The 15,422-nt window shown below is 65.4% G+C and carries 15 protein-coding genes; 9 read left to right on the forward strand and 6 right to left on the reverse strand.

The window, feature by feature from the left end; all coding sequences use genetic code 11:
* Window positions 1-56 precede the first annotated feature (56 nt).
* The 9 genes from AC07P1_RS24415 to AC07P1_RS24455 all read left to right on the forward strand — a co-directional run bounded on the left by AC07P1_RS24415 (window position 57) and on the right by AC07P1_RS24455 (window position 10,626).
* Window positions 57-1,100, forward strand: a complete 1,044-nt coding sequence (locus AC07P1_RS24415) for a rod shape-determining protein (protein ID WP_008445008.1) — start codon at window positions 57-59, stop codon at window positions 1,098-1,100.
* Between the two features lie 87 nt (window positions 1,101-1,187).
* Window positions 1,188-2,375, forward strand: a complete 1,188-nt coding sequence (mreC, locus tag AC07P1_RS24420; protein WP_494698279.1) for a rod shape-determining protein MreC — start codon at window positions 1,188-1,190, stop codon at window positions 2,373-2,375.
* The gene (gene mreD / locus AC07P1_RS24425) at window positions 2,372-2,884 is read left to right on the forward strand and encodes a rod shape-determining protein MreD (RefSeq protein WP_315222306.1); all 513 of its coding nucleotides are present in this window, start codon (window positions 2,372-2,374) and stop codon (window positions 2,882-2,884) included. The genes mreC and mreD overlap by 4 nt, the downstream gene beginning before the upstream one ends.
* A gap of 13 nt (window positions 2,885-2,897) precedes the next feature.
* On the forward strand, window positions 2,898-4,880 hold the full coding sequence (mrdA, locus tag AC07P1_RS24430) for a penicillin-binding protein 2 (protein ID WP_494698280.1): 1,983 nt from the start codon (window positions 2,898-2,900) through the stop codon (window positions 4,878-4,880).
* 10 nt (window positions 4,881-4,890) lie between these two features.
* Window positions 4,891-6,003 carry a rod shape-determining protein RodA gene (gene rodA / locus AC07P1_RS24435; protein ID WP_494698281.1) on the forward strand — a complete coding sequence of 371 codons (1,113 nt, stop codon included), beginning with the start codon at window positions 4,891-4,893 and terminating at the stop codon, window positions 6,001-6,003.
* A complete protein-coding gene (locus AC07P1_RS24440; protein WP_494698282.1) occupies window positions 6,003-6,215 on the forward strand; it encodes a hypothetical protein in 213 nt (70 codons plus the stop codon). The genes rodA (AC07P1_RS24435) and AC07P1_RS24440 overlap by 1 nt, the downstream gene beginning before the upstream one ends.
* 10 nt (window positions 6,216-6,225) lie before the next feature.
* On the forward strand, window positions 6,226-7,371 hold the full coding sequence (gene rodA / locus AC07P1_RS24445; RefSeq protein ID WP_494698283.1) for a rod shape-determining protein RodA: 1,146 nt from the start codon (window positions 6,226-6,228) through the stop codon (window positions 7,369-7,371).
* The gene (mrdA, locus tag AC07P1_RS24450; protein WP_494698284.1) at window positions 7,368-9,470 is read left to right on the forward strand and encodes a penicillin-binding protein 2; all 2,103 of its coding nucleotides are present in this window, start codon (window positions 7,368-7,370) and stop codon (window positions 9,468-9,470) included. Before rodA (AC07P1_RS24445) ends, mrdA (AC07P1_RS24450) begins: the two co-directional genes overlap by 4 nt.
* Before the next feature lie 10 nt (window positions 9,471-9,480).
* Window positions 9,481-10,626 carry a septal ring lytic transglycosylase RlpA family protein gene (locus tag AC07P1_RS24455; protein WP_494698285.1) on the forward strand — a complete coding sequence of 382 codons (1,146 nt, stop codon included), beginning with the start codon at window positions 9,481-9,483 and terminating at the stop codon, window positions 10,624-10,626.
* Between the two features lie 179 nt (window positions 10,627-10,805).
* Here the strand turns inward: AC07P1_RS24455 and AC07P1_RS24460 are convergent, their stop codons facing one another.
* The 6 genes from AC07P1_RS24460 to AC07P1_RS24485 form a co-directional block, all read right to left on the reverse strand.
* On the reverse strand, window positions 10,806-11,504 hold the full coding sequence (locus AC07P1_RS24460) for an SPOR domain-containing protein (protein WP_494698286.1): 699 nt from the start codon (window positions 11,502-11,504) through the stop codon (window positions 10,806-10,808).
* A 26-nt stretch (window positions 11,505-11,530) separates the two neighbouring features.
* Complete coding sequence (locus AC07P1_RS24465) at window positions 11,531-12,304, reverse strand: type III pantothenate kinase (protein WP_494698287.1); 774 nt, start codon at window positions 12,302-12,304, stop codon at window positions 11,531-11,533.
* Window positions 12,301-13,143 carry a biotin--[acetyl-CoA-carboxylase] ligase gene (locus tag AC07P1_RS24470; protein WP_494698288.1) on the reverse strand — a complete coding sequence of 281 codons (843 nt, stop codon included), beginning with the start codon at window positions 13,141-13,143 and terminating at the stop codon, window positions 12,301-12,303. Before AC07P1_RS24470 ends, AC07P1_RS24465 begins: the two co-directional genes overlap by 4 nt.
* The gene (locus AC07P1_RS24475; protein WP_494698289.1) at window positions 13,140-13,919 is read right to left on the reverse strand and encodes an SDR family oxidoreductase; all 780 of its coding nucleotides are present in this window, start codon (window positions 13,917-13,919) and stop codon (window positions 13,140-13,142) included. The genes AC07P1_RS24470 and AC07P1_RS24475 overlap by 4 nt, the downstream gene beginning before the upstream one ends.
* A gap of 67 nt (window positions 13,920-13,986) precedes the next feature.
* Window positions 13,987-14,664, reverse strand: a complete 678-nt coding sequence (locus tag AC07P1_RS24480) for a thiol:disulfide interchange protein DsbA/DsbL (protein WP_494698290.1) — start codon at window positions 14,662-14,664, stop codon at window positions 13,987-13,989.
* 21 nt (window positions 14,665-14,685) lie between these two features.
* A complete protein-coding gene (locus tag AC07P1_RS24485; RefSeq protein ID WP_494698291.1) occupies window positions 14,686-15,408 on the reverse strand; it encodes an SPOR domain-containing protein in 723 nt (240 codons plus the stop codon).
* Between the last annotated feature and the right edge of the window lie 14 nt (window positions 15,409-15,422).

The following is a 15,422-nucleotide window of genomic DNA, read 5'->3' on the forward strand; positions in this document are numbered from 1 at the left end:
CACCACAGGACATCTTTCTACAGCTTACGCGCACCCAGTAGCGCCACAGGACACACATGTTTGGTTTTTTACGCAGGTATATCTCCACCGATCTGGCCATCGATTTGGGCACGGCCAACACCTTGATTTACGTCCGCGGCCAGGGCATCGTTCTGGATGAACCATCGGTCGTCGCGATCCGCCAAGAGGGCGGCCCCAATGGCAAGAAAACCATCCAGGCGGTTGGTAAGGAAGCAAAGCAGATGCTGGGCAAGGTCCCCGGCAACATCGAGGCGATCCGCCCGATGAAAGACGGCGTGATCGCCGACTTCACCGTCACCGAGCAAATGCTCAAGCAGTTCATCCGCATGGTGCACGACTCCAAATTCTTCCGTCCTTCCCCGCGCATCATCATCTGCGTGCCGTGCGGCTCGACCCAGGTCGAGCGCCGCGCGATCCGCGAATCGGCGCTCGGCGCCGGCGCCTCGCAGGTGTATCTGATCGAAGAACCGATGGCCGCCGCGATCGGCGCCGGCCTGCCGGTGTCGGACGCCACCGGCTCGATGGTGGTCGACATCGGCGGCGGCACCACCGAGGTGGGCATCATTTCGCTGGGCGGCATGGTCTATAAAGGTTCGGTGCGCGTCGGCGGCGACAAGTTCGACGAGGCGATCGTCAACTATATCCGCCGCAACTACGGCATGCTGATCGGCGAGCAGACCGCCGAGGCGATCAAGAAGGCCATCGGTTCGGCCTTCCCGGGGTCGGAAGTCAAGGAGATGGAAGTCAAGGGCCGCAACCTGTCCGAGGGTATTCCGCGCTCGTTCACGATTTCGTCCAACGAGATCCTCGAAGCGCTGACCGATCCGCTCAATAACATCGTTTCGGCCGTGAAGAACGCCCTGGAACAAACGCCGCCCGAACTGGGCGCCGACATCGCCGAAAAAGGCATGATGCTGACCGGCGGCGGCGCGCTGCTGCGCGATCTGGACCGCCTGCTGATGGAGGAAACCGGCCTGCCGGTGCTGGTGGCCGAAGACCCGCTGACCTGCGTGGTGCGCGGGTCGGGCATGGCGCTGGAGCGGATGGACCAACTGGGCTCGATCTTCTCCTACGAATGATCAAGACGGGGCCGCGAAACAGCGGCCCCGGTGCTTTGGATGAGTTGACAGTCTCGTTGGCGCGGGAGCGCCGGATTATTGGAAGTCATGGAATACAGTCCTCCGCCACTTTTCAAGCAAGGCGCTTCGGCCCGGGTCAAGATGACGGTGTTCGCGTGCATATCGATTGCACTGCTGTTGGTCGACGCGCGCATGCGCACCCTGTCGACCGTGCGCCAGGTCGCGGGTACCGTGCTGTATCCGCTGCAGATGGTCGCGCTGCTGCCGCGCGACGCCATCTACGGCGTCGGCGACTACTTCTCCACCTTGTCGTCGATGAAAAAGCAGGTCAATGAGCTCAAACGCCAGCAGATCGCCGACGCCCAGGCGCTGCAGCAGGCGCAGCTCCGCACCGTCGAGAACAACCAGCTGCGCAAGCTGATGGGCGCGCGCGAGCAGCTACCCGTCAAGTCGATGCTGGCCGAGGTGCTGTACGACGCGCGCGACGCCAACAGCCGCAAGATCATCCTCGACCGCGGCATCAAGAGCGACGTCATGCTCGGCATGCCGGTGATCGACAACCAGGGCGTGGTCGGGCAGGTGACGCGGGTGTTCCCGTTCACCTCCGAGGTCACACTGCTGACCGACAAGGAGCAGGCCATCCCGGTGCAACTGCTGCGCAACGGTTTGCGCAGCGTCGCGTATGGACGCGGCAAGATCGGCGCGCTGGAGCTGCGCTTCACCGCGCCCAACGCCGATATCCAGGTCGGCGACATCGTCGTCACCTCGGGCCTGGACGGCATCTATCCGGCCGGCCTGGCGGTGGCGCGCGTGACGCAGGTGGAAAACAGCGCCGGCGGTTCCTTCGGCGGCGTGATTTGCCAGCCACTGGCCGGCGTCGCCAACAATACCCAGTTGCTGATCCTGATGTCGACACCGGAACTGCCTCCGCGTCCGCCGGACGAAGAGCCGCGCACGCCGAAGAAGGGCAATAACAAGATGGCGCCGGTGAAGGATCCGGCGAAGGAGGGCGCCGACGGCCAGGCCGCGCCGGCCGCCGCTGCCACCGCTCCAGTCAACAACGCCGCGCCGGGACTGATGCCGGTGATGCCGCCGCCGCTCGCGCCGAAGGTCGCGCCGGCCGACGGCGCCACCGCGCCCGCCACTGGCGGGTCGGCCAAACCCACGACCGCCACACCGCCCACGGCCGCACCTGCCGCCGCCGCGCCCGCGACCACGGCACCGCTGCGCGCCGCGCCGGCCGCCGCCACCACAACGAAGGAGCCGGCACGATGAATCGTCCACACTATATTCTGCTGCCGGTCAGCCCGCTGTTCATCGCCTTCAGCCTGTTCTGCGCCTTTTTACTGAACCTGCTGCCATGGGGGCAGTTCGTCGGCGTGCCCGATTTTGTCGCACTGGTGCTGGTGTTCTGGGGCGTGCACCAGCCACGCAAGGTCGGCATCGGCACCGCCTTCTTCCTCGGCCTGCTGATGGACGTCCACGACTCGACCCTGCTGGGCGAAAACGCGCTGGCCTACACCTTGCTGTCATACTTCGCCATCATGCTGCACCGGCGCGTGTTGTGGTTCCCGCTGTTGACGCAGGCGATGCACGTGTTCCCGCTGCTGGTCATGGCGCAGTCGATCCAGCTGGTGATACGTTTCTTCGTCTCCGGTAAATTCCCGAGCTGGTACTACTTCGTCGAAAGCGTGGTCGCCGTGGCCCTGTGGCCGATCGCCACCTGGCTGCTGCTGGCGCCACAGCGGCGCGCGGTCGACCGCGACCACACCCGCCCGATCTGATTCCAGCCCCGCCATGACTGAGCTCAAGGACAACCAGCGCGAACTTCACAAGTTCCGTCTGCGCCTGACGGTACTGGGCGGGCTGGTGTTCATTTGCTTCGGGTTGCTGCTGGTGCGCTTCATCTGGCTGCAGGTGGTCAAATACAGCGACTATGCCGTCAAGGCGGAGGACAACCGCATCGCCATCGTGCCGATCGCGCCCAACCGGGGCCTGATCCTGGACCGCAACGGCGTGGTCCTGGCGCGTAACTTCTCGGCCTACACGCTGGAGGTCACGCCGGCCAAGCTGTCCATGACCTTGGACGAAACGATCGACGAACTGGCCAAGCTGGTGTCCATCGAGGTCAAGGACCGCAAGCGTTTCCGCAAACTGCTGGAGGAGTCCAAACGCTTCGAGAGCGTGCCGCTGCGTACCCGTCTGACCGACGAGGAGGTGGCGCGTTTCTCGGCGCAGCGCTTCCGCTTTCCCGGTGTGGAGATCCAGGCACGCCTGTTCCGCCAGTACCCGCAGGGCGAGATCGCCTCGCATGTGATCGGCTATATCGGCCGCGTCAACCAGTCCGAGGCCCGCGCCCTGGCCGAAAGCGACGACGCGGCCAACTACAACGGCACCAACCATATCGGCAAGGAAGGCCTGGAAAAAAGCTACGAGAAGCACCTGCACGGCACCACCGGCTACGAGGAGGTGGAGGTGTCGGCAGGCGGGCGCGCGATCCGCACGCTGTCGCGCACCAACGCCACGCCGGGCAGCAACCTGATACTGTCGATCGACATCGAGCTGCAGAAGGTCATCGAGGAGGCCTTCGGCGAATGGCGCGGAGCGCTGGTGGCGATCGAGCCGGAGACTGGCGACATCCTGGCCTATGTGTCGCGGCCCGGCTACGATCCCAACCTGTTCGTCGACGGCATCGACTCGCAAAGCTGGAACGAACTCAATACCTCGCTGGACCGGCCGATGGTCAACCGCCCGCTGTCCGGCACCTATCCGCCCGGATCGACGTTCAAGCCGTTCATGGCGCTGGCCGCGCTGGAGCTGGGCAAGCGCACGCCCAACCAGTCGATCTCGGACGCTGGCTACTTCACGCTGGGCGGGCACCGCTTCCGCGACGATAAACCTGGCGGCCATGGCACGGTCGACATGTACAAATCGATCGTCGACTCGTGCGACACCTATTACTACATCCTCGGCAACGAGATGGGCATCGACGCGATCAGCGATTTCATGAAGCCTTTCGGTTTCGGCCAACTGACCGGCATCGACCTGGAACACGAGAAGCAGGGCGTGCTGCCGTCGAAGGAATGGAAGCGCAACCGCTTCAAGAAAAACGTGGCGGCGCAGAAGTGGGTCGGCGGCGACACCATCTCCATCAGCATCGGCAACGGCTACAACAACTACACGCCGCTGCAAATGGCGCACGCCACGGCCAACCTGGCCAACAACGGCGTGGTGATGAAACCGCACCTGGTCAAGATCATCGAAGACCCGACCACGCGCGCGCGCCGGCTGACGGTACCCAAGGAAAGCTACCGCATCCCGCTCAAGCAGCAGAATATCGACTTTATCAAGAACGCGATGGTCGGCGTGACCACCGGCGGCACGGCGGCGCGCGTGTTCGCCAACGCCGGCTACACCTCCGGCGGCAAGACCGGCACCGCGCAGCTGTTCGCCATCAAGAAGAACGAGAAGTACAATGCCGCCCTGGTGGCCGAGCGCCTGCGCGACAACGCCCTCTACACCGCCTTCGCGCCGGCCGACAAGCCGCGCATCGCCATCGCCGTCGTGGTGGAAAACGGCGGCTTCGGCGCCGCCGTGGCCGCGCCCATCGTGCGCAAGGCCCTGGATTACTACATGCTCGGCAAACGCTCCGGCGACAAGGATACGACGCCCGTGCCGAAGGAGGACGCGGTGCTGCGCTCCCTGCCCGAACTCCAGGCCGAACAGGGCGTGGTCGATGAAAAAAAGCCGGGTGCTGAAACCCCGGGCAACACCGAATAAAAGGATCTGCATGCGCATCAACGAAAGGCGTTCCCTGTGGCGCCGCCTTCGCCCGTACTTCACGGTTTTCGACGGACCACTGACCTTCATCATTCTGATGCTGCTGACGGTCAGTTCGATCACCTTGTACTCGGCCAGTATCGGCATTCCGGGCAAGATGGAAGACCACATGCGCAACATCCTGCTGTCGTTCGCGGTCATGTGGGTCGTCGCCAACATCTCGCCGCAGATGATGATGCGCATCGCCGTGCCGGCCTACACGGTCGGCATGATCCTGCTGGTGGCGGTGGCGCTGGTCGGCACCATCAAGCTGGGCGCGCGGCGCTGGCTGCACGTGGGGATCGATATCCAGCCGTCCGAATTCATGAAGATCGTCACCCCGATGATGCTGGCCTGGTTCTTCCAGCATCGCGCCGGTCAACTGCGCTGGCAAAGCTATTGCATCGCCGCGCTGCTGTTGATGATGCCCGTGGGTCTGATCGTCAGGCAGCCCGACCTCGGCACCGCCTTGCTGGTGGTGGCGGCGGGCTTCTCGGTCATCTTCCTGGCCGGCCTGTCGTGGAAGGCGCTGGCCGGTCTGCTGGCCGCCTTCGCCGCCAGCCTGCCGGTGATCTGGTCGCTGCTGCACGACTACCAGCGTGAACGCGTGATGACCTTGATCGATCCGACCTCCGACCCGCTGGGCAAGGGCTTCCACATCATCCAGTCGACCATCGCGGTCGGCTCGGGCGGCATCACCGGCAAGGGCTGGACGCAAGGCACGCAGGCCCACCTGGAGTTCATCCCGGAGCGCACCACCGACTTTATCTTCGCCGTCTACTCCGAGGAGTTCGGCCTGGTGGGCAACCTGGTGCTGATGCTGCTGTTCCTGCTGCTGATCGGCCGTGGCCTGATGATCGCCGGGAACGCGCCCAATTTCTTCAGCCGGCTGATGGCCGGCGCCATGACGATGATTTACTTCACCTACGCGTTCGTCAACATGGGCATGGTCAGCGGCATCCTGCCGGTGGTCGGCGTGCCGCTGCCGTATATGAGCTATGGCGGCACCGCATTGCTCACCCTGGGCATCGCCGGCGGTATCCTGATGAGCATCCAGCGCCACCGCAAGCTGGTGCAGACGTGATGCGCGCCCATACCGATAGCCACGACGGCGACGCTCGCCGCTTCCGCCGCCGCCTCAAGGGGCTGGCGCTCGTCGCCTTGATCGGCCTCGGTCTGCTGATGGCGCGCGTGGTCTGGCTGCAAGTGGTGCGGCATGACGACTATGCCGCCATGGCCGAGCAGAATCGCGCCGTGGCGCAGCCGGCCGGGCAGCCGCCCGCCGGCGCCAAATAAGGGCCGCCGCATGCATTTCGACGACGGGCGCTCGCCATGGCAGCGCCTCCGCCCCCATGTCATGGTGTTCGACATTCCGCTGGCGGTCATCATCCTCGCCTTGCTGTCGGTGGGACTGGTCACGCTGTACTCGGCCGGCATCGCCATTCCGGGCAAGGTGTCGGACCAGCTGCGCAATATCGCCGCCGCCTTCTTCGTCATGTGGCTGGCCGCGAACATTCCACCGCAAACGCTGATGCGCCTCGCCGTGCCGGTGTACGCGCTGGCCGTGGCGCTGCTGATCGCCGTCGCGCTGGTGGGCACCATCAAAGGCGGTTCGCGCCGCTGGATCACCATCGGCATCCAGCTGCAGCCGTCCGAATTCATGAAGATCGCCATGCCGCTGATGCTGGCCTGGTTCTTCCAGCGCCAGGCCGGCCAGTTGCGCTGGCAGGCGTACGCGGTCGCCGCGCTGCTGCTGGCGGTTCCCGTGGTCCTCATCGCGCGCCAGCCGGATCTTGGAACGGCTTTGCTGGTGGTGGCGGCCGGCGCCTGCGTGATCTTCCTCGCCGGCCTGTCGTGGAAGGCGCTGGCGGCGCTGGCGGCGGCAGCCTGCGTCGGCATGCCGTTGCTGTGGTCCGTGATGCACGACTACCAGCGCGAGCGCGTGCTGACCTTGATCGATCCGTATCACGACCCGCTGGGCAAGGGCTTTCATATCATCCAGTCGATGATCGCCATCGGCTCCGGTGGCGCGGCGGGCAAGGGCTGGACCCACGGCACGCAGACGCACCTGGAGTTCATCCCCGAGCGCACCACCGATTTCATTTTCGCCGTCTTCTCAGAGGAATTCGGCCTCACCGGCAATCTGGTGCTGATGGTGCTGTACCTGCTGCTGATCTGGCGCGGGCTCTCCATCGCCCTGAATGCATCCACTTTCTTCACGCGCCTGCTGGCGGGCGCCATTACGATGATTTACTTTACCTACGCTTTCGTCAACATGGGCATGGTCAGCGGTATCGTGCCGGTGGTCGGCGTGCCGCTGCCGTTCATGAGCTATGGCGGCACCGCGCTGCTGACACTGGGCCTTGGCGCCGGCATTTTAATGAGCATCCAGCGGCACAGCCGCAGCGTGCGTAGCGGTTCCGGCGCGCCGGCGTGGGGTGCGCTGGCATGATGGAGATCAAAGACACCGAGCGCGAACTGAAAGAGTTCCGCACGCGGATCGCGGTGCTGGGCCTGGCGGTTTTCGTCTGTTTTGGATTGCTGCTGGCGCGCTTCATCTGGCTGCAGGTGATCAAGCACGACGATTTTGTCGTCAAGGCGGAGGAGAACCGTATCGCCATCGTCCCGATCACGCCGAATCGCGGGCTGATTTTGGACCGCAACGGCGTTGTCCTGGCGCGCAACTACTCGGCCTACACGCTGGAGATCACGCCGTCCAAGCTGACGGCGACGCTGGACGAGACGATCGATGAGTTGGCCAAACTGGTCAACATCGAAGTAAAGGACCGCAAGCGCTTCAAGAAGCTGATGGAGGAGTCCAAGCGTTTCGAGAGCGTGCCGTTGCGCACCCGGTTGACCGACGAGGAGGTGGCGCGATTTTCGGCGCAGCGCTTCCGCTTCCGTGGCGTCGAGGTGCAGGCGCGCCTGTTCCGCCAGTACCCGCTGGGCGAGACGGCGTCGCACGTGATCGGCTACATCGGCCGCATCAGCCGCGCCGAGGCCAATGCCATCGACGACGGCGAGGACGCCACCAACTACAAGGGCACCGACCATATCGGCAAAGAGGGGCTGGAAAAAAGCTACGAGCAGCAGCTGCACGGCCGCACCGGCTATGAAGAGGTGGAGGTGACGGCCGGCGGCCGGGCGGTGCGTACCTTGTCGCGCAAACCCGCCGTCCCGGGCAGCAATCTGATCCTGTCGATCGATATCGAGTTGCAGAAGGTGGTGGAGGACGCCTTCGGGGACCGGCGCGGCGCGCTGGTGGCGATCGAGCCTTCCACCGGCGATATCCTGGCGTACGTGTCGCGGCCCGGTTACGATCCGAACCTGTTCGTCGACGGCATCGACACGCAGAGCTGGAATGAGCTCAACACCTCGCTGGACCGGCCCATGGTGAACCGGCCGCTGTCGGGCACCTATGCGCCTGGGTCCACCTTCAAGCCTTTCATGGCGCTGGCGGCGCTGGAGCTGGGCAAGCGCACCACCACCCAGGCCACCTACGATCCCGGCTACTACTACCTGGGCGGCCACAAATTCAACGACGATGTGGTCGGAGGCCATGGTTCGGTCGCCATGCACAAGTCCATCGTCGTCTCCTGCAACACCTATTACTACGAGCTGGGTCATGACATGGGGATCGATATGATCCACGATTTCATGAAGCCCTTCGGTTTTGGCCAGAAGACCGGCATCGACCTTTTCAACGAGAAGGTCGGCGTGCTGCCGTCGCAGGAGTGGAAGCGCAAGCGTTTCAAGGGTGCGGCGGGGCGCTGGGTAGGTGGTGATACGATCTCGATCAGTAACGGATCCGGCTACAACGCCTACACCCCGCTGCAGATCGCGCACGCGGTGGCCAACCTGGCCAACGACGGCGTGGTGATGAAGCCGCACCTGGTGAAGATAATCGAGGATGGCGCCACGCGCGCGCGCGCGCTGACGGTGTCGAAGGAGAGCTATCGGATTCCGCTCAAGCAGGAGAACATCGATTTCATCAAGAACGCGATGGTCGGCGTGACCACGGAGGCCGGCGGCACCGGCGTGCGCGCGTTCACCGGCGCCCAATACCGCGTCGGCGGCAAGACCGGTACGGCACAGGTGATCACGATTAAGAAGGGCGACAAGTACAATGCCGCCAAACTGGCGGAACGCCTGCGCGACAACGCGTTGTTCACCGCCTTCGCGCCGGCCGAGAAACCGCGCATCGCGATCGCGCTGGTGGTGGAGAACGCCGGCAAGGGTGGCCTGGAAGCGGCGCCTATCGCGCGCAAGGCCCTCGACTATTACCTGCTGGGCAAACGCCCGGCCGGAAAGGATACAACCAAAGTGGAAAAAGAAGACGCGGAAGAAATCGTGCCGGTGGAAGGTCAGACCTTGGAAGAGCAGGCCGCGGCCGCAAGGCTGGAGCGTGGCGCCGGTGTGACCGGCGACGCGAACGGCACGGCGCCGGCACAGCCGGCGGCACCGGACGCGCCGGCGCCCGCGCCAGCCCCGGCGCCGGCCGCTCCGGCGCCCACCACGCAACCGGCACCGGTGGTGCGGAAAAACCAATGAGGACGACGCCATGTGTATGAACCGAAGCCAACTACGGAACGCCTGCGTGGCGCTGGCCATGCTGGCGCTGGCCGGCTGCGGCACCGTTCCGACATCGGACGAAACGACCTCCCGGCCGCCACGTACCTCGGGACCTGTGATCAAGGCGCCGTCCGCCACCAAGCCGGCCACCGGCCTGCCGGCGCTGCCGCCGGCTAACTCGGGGCGGGGTGGCTACTACCAGGACGACGGCCCCGGCGACGCGCCGCCGGACAATCTGGCCGATGTGCCGGATGCCGACGTGCGCAACGATCCGCTGCTGCCGCGCTCCAACCGCCCTTATGTCGTCTTTGGCAAGACCTATACGCCGATCACGGACAACGAGCCGTTCACGCAGGTGGGCGTGGGCACCTGGTACGGCAAAAAGTTCCATGGCCAGCGCACGTCGTCGGGCGAGATATACGATATGTACAAGATGACGGCCGCGCATCCGACGCTGCCGATTCCATCGTACGCGCGTGTGTCGAACATGGTCAGCGGGGCGACGGTGATCGTGCGTATCAACGACCGGGGGCCTTTCCATGCCAAGCGCGCCATCGACGTGTCGTACACGGCGGCGTTGAAATTGGGTTTGCTGGGCAAGGGCAGCCATGAGCTGAAAATCGAGCGCATTCTGCCCGAGGAGATCGACCGCATGCTGGCGACGAAGGAGGGCGTGTCGGGTACGAAGGCGCCGCGCTTGCAGACGTCGTCGCCGTCCGGGGCGCGGTTGTCATCGTATGCGGGGGAGGGCGGCAAGCAGCTGTCGACGACGCCGCAGCCGTTGGTATTGACGCCGAAGGCGGTATCGGGTGGAGGTGGGGCTGCCGCGCCGGCGGTTGCTTCGGCGGCCGCGCCGGGCGCGAAGTCCGAGATCGAGACGTTGATGCTGGCCGATAGCGTGCCGGCCGCCGCCAGCGGCTTTTATCTGCAGCTTGGCGCTTACACGCGGGCGGAGAACGCGGAAGCCGTGCGGGGAAAGCTGACGGGGAATGGTTTTTCAACCCTGGAAGTGGTGCAGAGCGGGCCGGTGCACCGTTTGTTCGGCGGACCGTTTGCCAGCCGCCAGGAGGCGTTGCAGGCGGCGCAGGGGTTGCCGTCGTCGTTGAGCCTCAAGCCGATTGTCGTCCAGCGCTGAGGTATGGGCCGTTTGGCGGCTCGCACATGGCGGATTACGGCGTTCCGCCTAATCCGCCCTACGTGTCTCCGTGGTCCCGAAACAATCGTGGTCGCACGCGTTTTCTGAACTACGTAGGGCGGATTAGCGCAGCGTAATCCGCCGTGCATGCGTTATCGTTGGCATTGCCGGATAAACGGTCACTTGCAACCGTGGGTCTGGGTATTCGGGAAATCGGCGCGGATCTTTTCCAGGTTGGCTTGCAATTCCGCGTCGACGTCGCGGAACTGGAATGCCAGCAGCTTGCTGCCGCTCATGCGCGGTGTGACGCGCGCGGTGCGCACGCCTTGCTTGACCAGCGCCGCCAACTGGTTCTGCGCCGCCGTTTCGCTCTTGAACACGCCGAGCGAGATCGCCCAGCGCATCGGCGAGTTGTCCGGCATGACGAAGTAATTGGTTACCCCCAGCCCGCGCAGTTCGGCCGCTTTTTTGTCGGCGGCTTCCTTGCTGCCCATCGGCGGGATGTTCACGATGTAGCTCGATATCTCGGTGCCCGGCAGGTTGCGGCGCGATTGGCGGTCGCCCAGATTCAACGCGGCCAGACGCGCTTCGAACCGGCGCGCGTCGGCGATGACGAAGCTGCCGATCTCCACGCACGCCAGCGGCTGCGGCGCGGCCTTGCCGTCAACCGGCGCGCTGGCCGCATCGCCCGCGGCGGCGCCCGCGGGCGCATGGCCGGCCCGCTCCGCCGAAACGATGGTCAGCTGATTGGCGTTAAGCTGGTTGACAAGGCGTGCCGGTTCGCGCTCGTTGCCGCTGAAGTGACCGAGATAGCCCCGCCCATACGCGAACAGCGCGGCGTTGACGGCTAACAGCGACCAGAAAATAAACTTCAGCACGGGCTTCCTCGGTGGGGCAATTCGATTCAGAGGGCCCGCGCCGCGCCGGTAGCGGCGGCGTGCAGGCCTATCAGCACGATATTCTCGACGATACGATGCGGCACCTTCAGCATCGGCGCGATGTAGGGCGCCGCGCCGCCGGAGATGATGCATTCCGCCGCCTGGTGCCGCGCGAACGCGTGCTCGATGGCGCCGCTCTGCGCGGCCAGGCAGCCGCTCAAGATGGCGTCGTCGGTATTGTCGGCGAATCCGTCAGGCAGCTTACCGTCTTGTGCAATTTGCGGCAACCGCGCCGTGTTGCGCGCCAGCGAACTGGCCATCAGACCCAGGCCGGGCAGGATCATCCCGCCCAGGAAAACGCCGTCGGCGGTGATGGCGTCGATGGTGGTGGCGGTGCCGCAGTTGGCGACGACGATGGCGCGACCCGGCGCCAGGGTGTGGCCGGCGATGGCGGCGGCGAAACGGTCGCATCCCAGTTGCGCGGGATTGCGGTAGCCGTTGGTCAGTCCCGCCAGCGTCGGCCGCGATTCGAACCAGTCGATCGCCTGCGCCAGCGGCATGGCGGGGAAGGTCCGCTGCAGCACATACTCGAGGTGGACGCGCAGCGCGTTGCCGGCCACGTTGGCGATCAGGATGCGCTCTACCGGACGCTGGGCGACGGCTTCGCCCCAGATCAGTTCAAGCTGCGTGAGGTCGGCGTGGACCACGGCGCCATGCGCCAGCCATGCGCCGGGCTGCGCGTCCGCCTCGGCCAGCGCCCATTTGACGCGGGTGTTGCCGGCGTCGATCAGTAAAATCATGATAATCCGATGGAGGAGGGGATGGTTGACGACAACCTTAGCGAGACGTCGCCGGACAGCACCTCGACGCGTCCGTGCTCCGTGTCGAGCATCAGCCGCCCGATGGCGTCGACGCCGGCCGCGCGGCCCTGTTGCAGCACCTGGCCGTGGTCGAGAATGACGACGTCCCGCCCCTGCCACGCGTGCAGCAGGTTCCAGCGCTCGGCGAAGGGCGCGAAGCCGGTGTCGTCGAATTCGGCCAGCACGGCGGCCAGGCGGCTCAGTAAAGCGGCCATCAATTCGTTGCGGTCCATTTTCGCCAGCCACGGCGCGGCCGCCACCGCGCGGCCGATCTGTTCTTCCAGTTCGTCGGGCATCAGCAGGTTGATGCCGACGCCGATGACGGCCCAGACGGCGCCATCGCCGTCCTTGCGCGAGGTTTGCGTTTCGACCAGGATGCCGGCCAGCTTTTTACCGTCGCGCAGCAGGTCGTTGGGCCATTTGATTTGCACCGGCACGCCCAGCGAGGCGATGGTCTCGGCCAGCGCCACGCCGACCGCCATCGGCAGGCCGGTCATGCGGTGCAACGGTCCCTTGAAGCGCCAAGCCAGCGAGAACATCAGCGCGGCGCCCGGCGTGGACAGCCAGCTGCGCCCGGCGCGGCCACGGCCGGCGGTCTGGTTCTCGGCGATGCGCAGCAGCGGGCCGTCCAGCGTGTCGATGCGGGCCAGCAGATCGGCGTTGGTGGAGCCGGTTTCGGCGACGACTTCGATAGCCACGTGGGTGGCGCTGGTGGCGCAGCGGGCGGCGACGGCCTCCGGCGACAGGGATAAAGATGAGGACAGGGATGCGGCGGTCATGGTGCGGCCTTGCGCGGTTTGTGCGGGGCCCTGGCGAAGGCGAAATCGTAGACGGCGTTTGGCATCAGGCGCAGCACCTTGGCGACCACGCCCATTTGCCACGGAATGACGGCATAGCTGGCGCCGGCGGCGATGGTGCGCGCGGCCTTGGCGGCGAATTTTTCAGGCGCCATCAGGAACGGCATCGGATAAGGATTCACCTTGGTCATCGGCGTATCGATGTAGCCGGGGCAGAGCGTGACAACCTTGATGCCATAGGGCTTCATCTCCAGCCGCAGCGATTCGCAGTAGCTGATCACGGCCGCCTTGGAGGCGCTGTACGCCTCGGCGCCCGGCAGGCCGCGTATGCCTGCCACGCTGCCGATGCCGACCAGCCGCGCCGGCGTGCGCTGCGCCCTCATCGCCGCGATGAACGGCGCGAAGGTGGCGGCGGTGGCGACCACGTTGGTGGCGATGATGGCTTCGAACACCGCGAGGTCCTCGGCGAACTCGGTCAAGGTGCCGGCCGAGATGCCGGCGTTGGCGATGACCACGTCGACGCCGCCGGCATGGGCCAGGAAGTCGCGCGCGGCGGCGGCGATGGCCGCGTGGTCGCGCACATCGACGACGTAGGCGCGGTGTTTTTCCGAATTGGGGAGTGAGGCGATCAGGCTATCGAGCGCCTCGCCGCGCCGGCCCAGCAGCCCGAGGACGGCGCCTTGCGACGCGTATTGCGCCGCGAGCGCGGCGCCGATGCCGCTGGAGGCGCCGGTGATGAAGACGCGCTGACCGCTCATGCCCGGGCGCCAGGTGGCGCCGGCCGCCGGGCCGAAGCCGTTGTCAACGCGTCTTTGGAGGGCATGCTTACTTCTTTTCCGCTTTCGCTTTCGCGACCAGGATATCCATCACCTGCAGGCCCTGGGCGTGCAGCTGGGCCTCGCTGGTGGCGGTCTTGGAGCCTTCGTCGGACATCGATGGCGACGTCACATACTTGCCGTCGATGGCGAACATCGGCCACGAGTCGACGCCGTAGGTGTCCATCATCGCGGTGGCCTTGCGGACGCGGCCCTGCACGCCGAAACCGCGATAGGCGTCGATGAATTTCTGACGGTCGATGCCCTGCTTGGCGATGAAGTCGAACACCAGCTCGTCGCGGTTCATGCGGTTGCGGTTGACGTGCATCTCGTTGAAGATCTTGGTGTTGATCGCTTCGTTCATCAGGCCCATGGCTTCCAGCGTGTAGAACATTTTCTGCTGCGGCAGCTCGGTGTTGGTGCGTGAAATGTGCGTGCGCTTGAAGACGATGTTGTCGCCCTGTTTCTTGACCCATGCGGTCAGCGACGGGTCCAGCGCGTGGCAGTGCGGGCAGGCGTAGTCGAAGAACTCGATCACTTCCACCTTTTTGCCGGTGTCGACGGGCTGCGGCGTCGGCAGGGTTTTGTACTCGACGCCGTTCTTCGGATCGGCAGGGGATGCGGAGGCCGACGACAAGGCGACAGCGCTCAGCATCAGCGCGCTCAAAACGTATTTCAGAATTCGCATCATTACTCCTGGCTTGGTTCGTTACTTTTGATTGCGCACGACTGCGACGTCGACGCCGTTTTCAGACAACTTGCTGCGGACTTTGTTCATCGCCTCGACCTGGTTGAACGGGCCGATGCGAACCCGGTGCAGCACGCCGGTGTCGGTGGTGCGGTCCGACAGGTTGGCCTCGAAGCCGAGCAGTGCCAGCTTGGCGCGGGCGCTTTCGGCGTCGGCCACCTCGCGGAAGGCGCCGGCCTGCAGGTAATAGATGTACTTTTCGTCGCCGCCGTTGGCCGGCGCGGTGGCGGCGCCCGCCGCCGGTGCGGCGGTGTTGGCCGGGGTCTTGGCGACCGGCGTCGGCGTCACGTTCGACGCCGAAGGAACGGTTTTCGGCTTGTCGGCCGCCGCGCCCTGGATGCGGTCGACCACCGCCTGCAGCGGATCGGCCGCCGGCGCTTTCGGAGCCGGCGCCGGAGCGGGTGCCGGGGCGGCCGGCGGAGGATCGCGGCTCAAGTCCTTGGCCGCCGCGCGCGCCGCTTCCTTGCTGCCGTACATGGGCTTGTTCGGATCGGCCGCCTGGCCCGCGGTCGTTTCCGTACTCTTGTTGCTGCGCCCCTTGTCGGTGAACGGGGAGGCCCCCTTGTTGATCACCAGCGCGACGACGACGGCGACGGTCAGGCCGATGACCAGGCCGATGACGATGCCGATGAAGGTGTTGCCCTGTTGGCGCGAACGCGGAGTGAGACTGGTACGGAAATTCATTGTGCGGGATATCC

This window comes from Duganella sp. GW821-FHT07F09 (assembly GCF_059418705.1).

Coding starts and splice junctions, on each gene's coding strand:
- AC07P1_RS24415 (WP_008445008.1), top strand. CDS start 57: ATGTTTGGTTTTTTACGCAGGTATATCTCCACCGATCTGGCCATCGAT.
- mreC (WP_494698279.1), top strand. CDS start 1,188: ATGGAATACAGTCCTCCGCCACTTTTCAAGCAAGGCGCTTCGGCCCGG.
- mreD (WP_315222306.1), top strand. CDS start 2,372: ATGAATCGTCCACACTATATTCTGCTGCCGGTCAGCCCGCTGTTCATC.
- mrdA (WP_494698280.1), top strand. CDS start 2,898: ATGACTGAGCTCAAGGACAACCAGCGCGAACTTCACAAGTTCCGTCTG.
- rodA (WP_494698281.1), top strand. CDS start 4,891: ATGCGCATCAACGAAAGGCGTTCCCTGTGGCGCCGCCTTCGCCCGTAC.
- AC07P1_RS24440 (WP_494698282.1), top strand. CDS start 6,003: ATGCGCGCCCATACCGATAGCCACGACGGCGACGCTCGCCGCTTCCGC.
- rodA (WP_494698283.1), top strand. CDS start 6,226: ATGCATTTCGACGACGGGCGCTCGCCATGGCAGCGCCTCCGCCCCCAT.
- mrdA (WP_494698284.1), top strand. CDS start 7,368: ATGATGGAGATCAAAGACACCGAGCGCGAACTGAAAGAGTTCCGCACG.
- AC07P1_RS24455 (WP_494698285.1), top strand. CDS start 9,481: ATGTGTATGAACCGAAGCCAACTACGGAACGCCTGCGTGGCGCTGGCC.
- AC07P1_RS24465 (WP_494698287.1), bottom strand. CDS start 12,304: ATGATTTTACTGATCGACGCCGGCAACACCCGCGTCAAATGGGCGCTG.
- AC07P1_RS24470 (WP_494698288.1), bottom strand. CDS start 13,143: ATGACCGCCGCATCCCTGTCCTCATCTTTATCCCTGTCGCCGGAGGCC.
- AC07P1_RS24475 (WP_494698289.1), bottom strand. CDS start 13,919: ATGAGCGGTCAGCGCGTCTTCATCACCGGCGCCTCCAGCGGCATCGGC.
- AC07P1_RS24480 (WP_494698290.1), bottom strand. CDS start 14,664: ATGCGAATTCTGAAATACGTTTTGAGCGCGCTGATGCTGAGCGCTGTC.
- AC07P1_RS24485 (WP_494698291.1), bottom strand. CDS start 15,408: ATGAATTTCCGTACCAGTCTCACTCCGCGTTCGCGCCAACAGGGCAAC.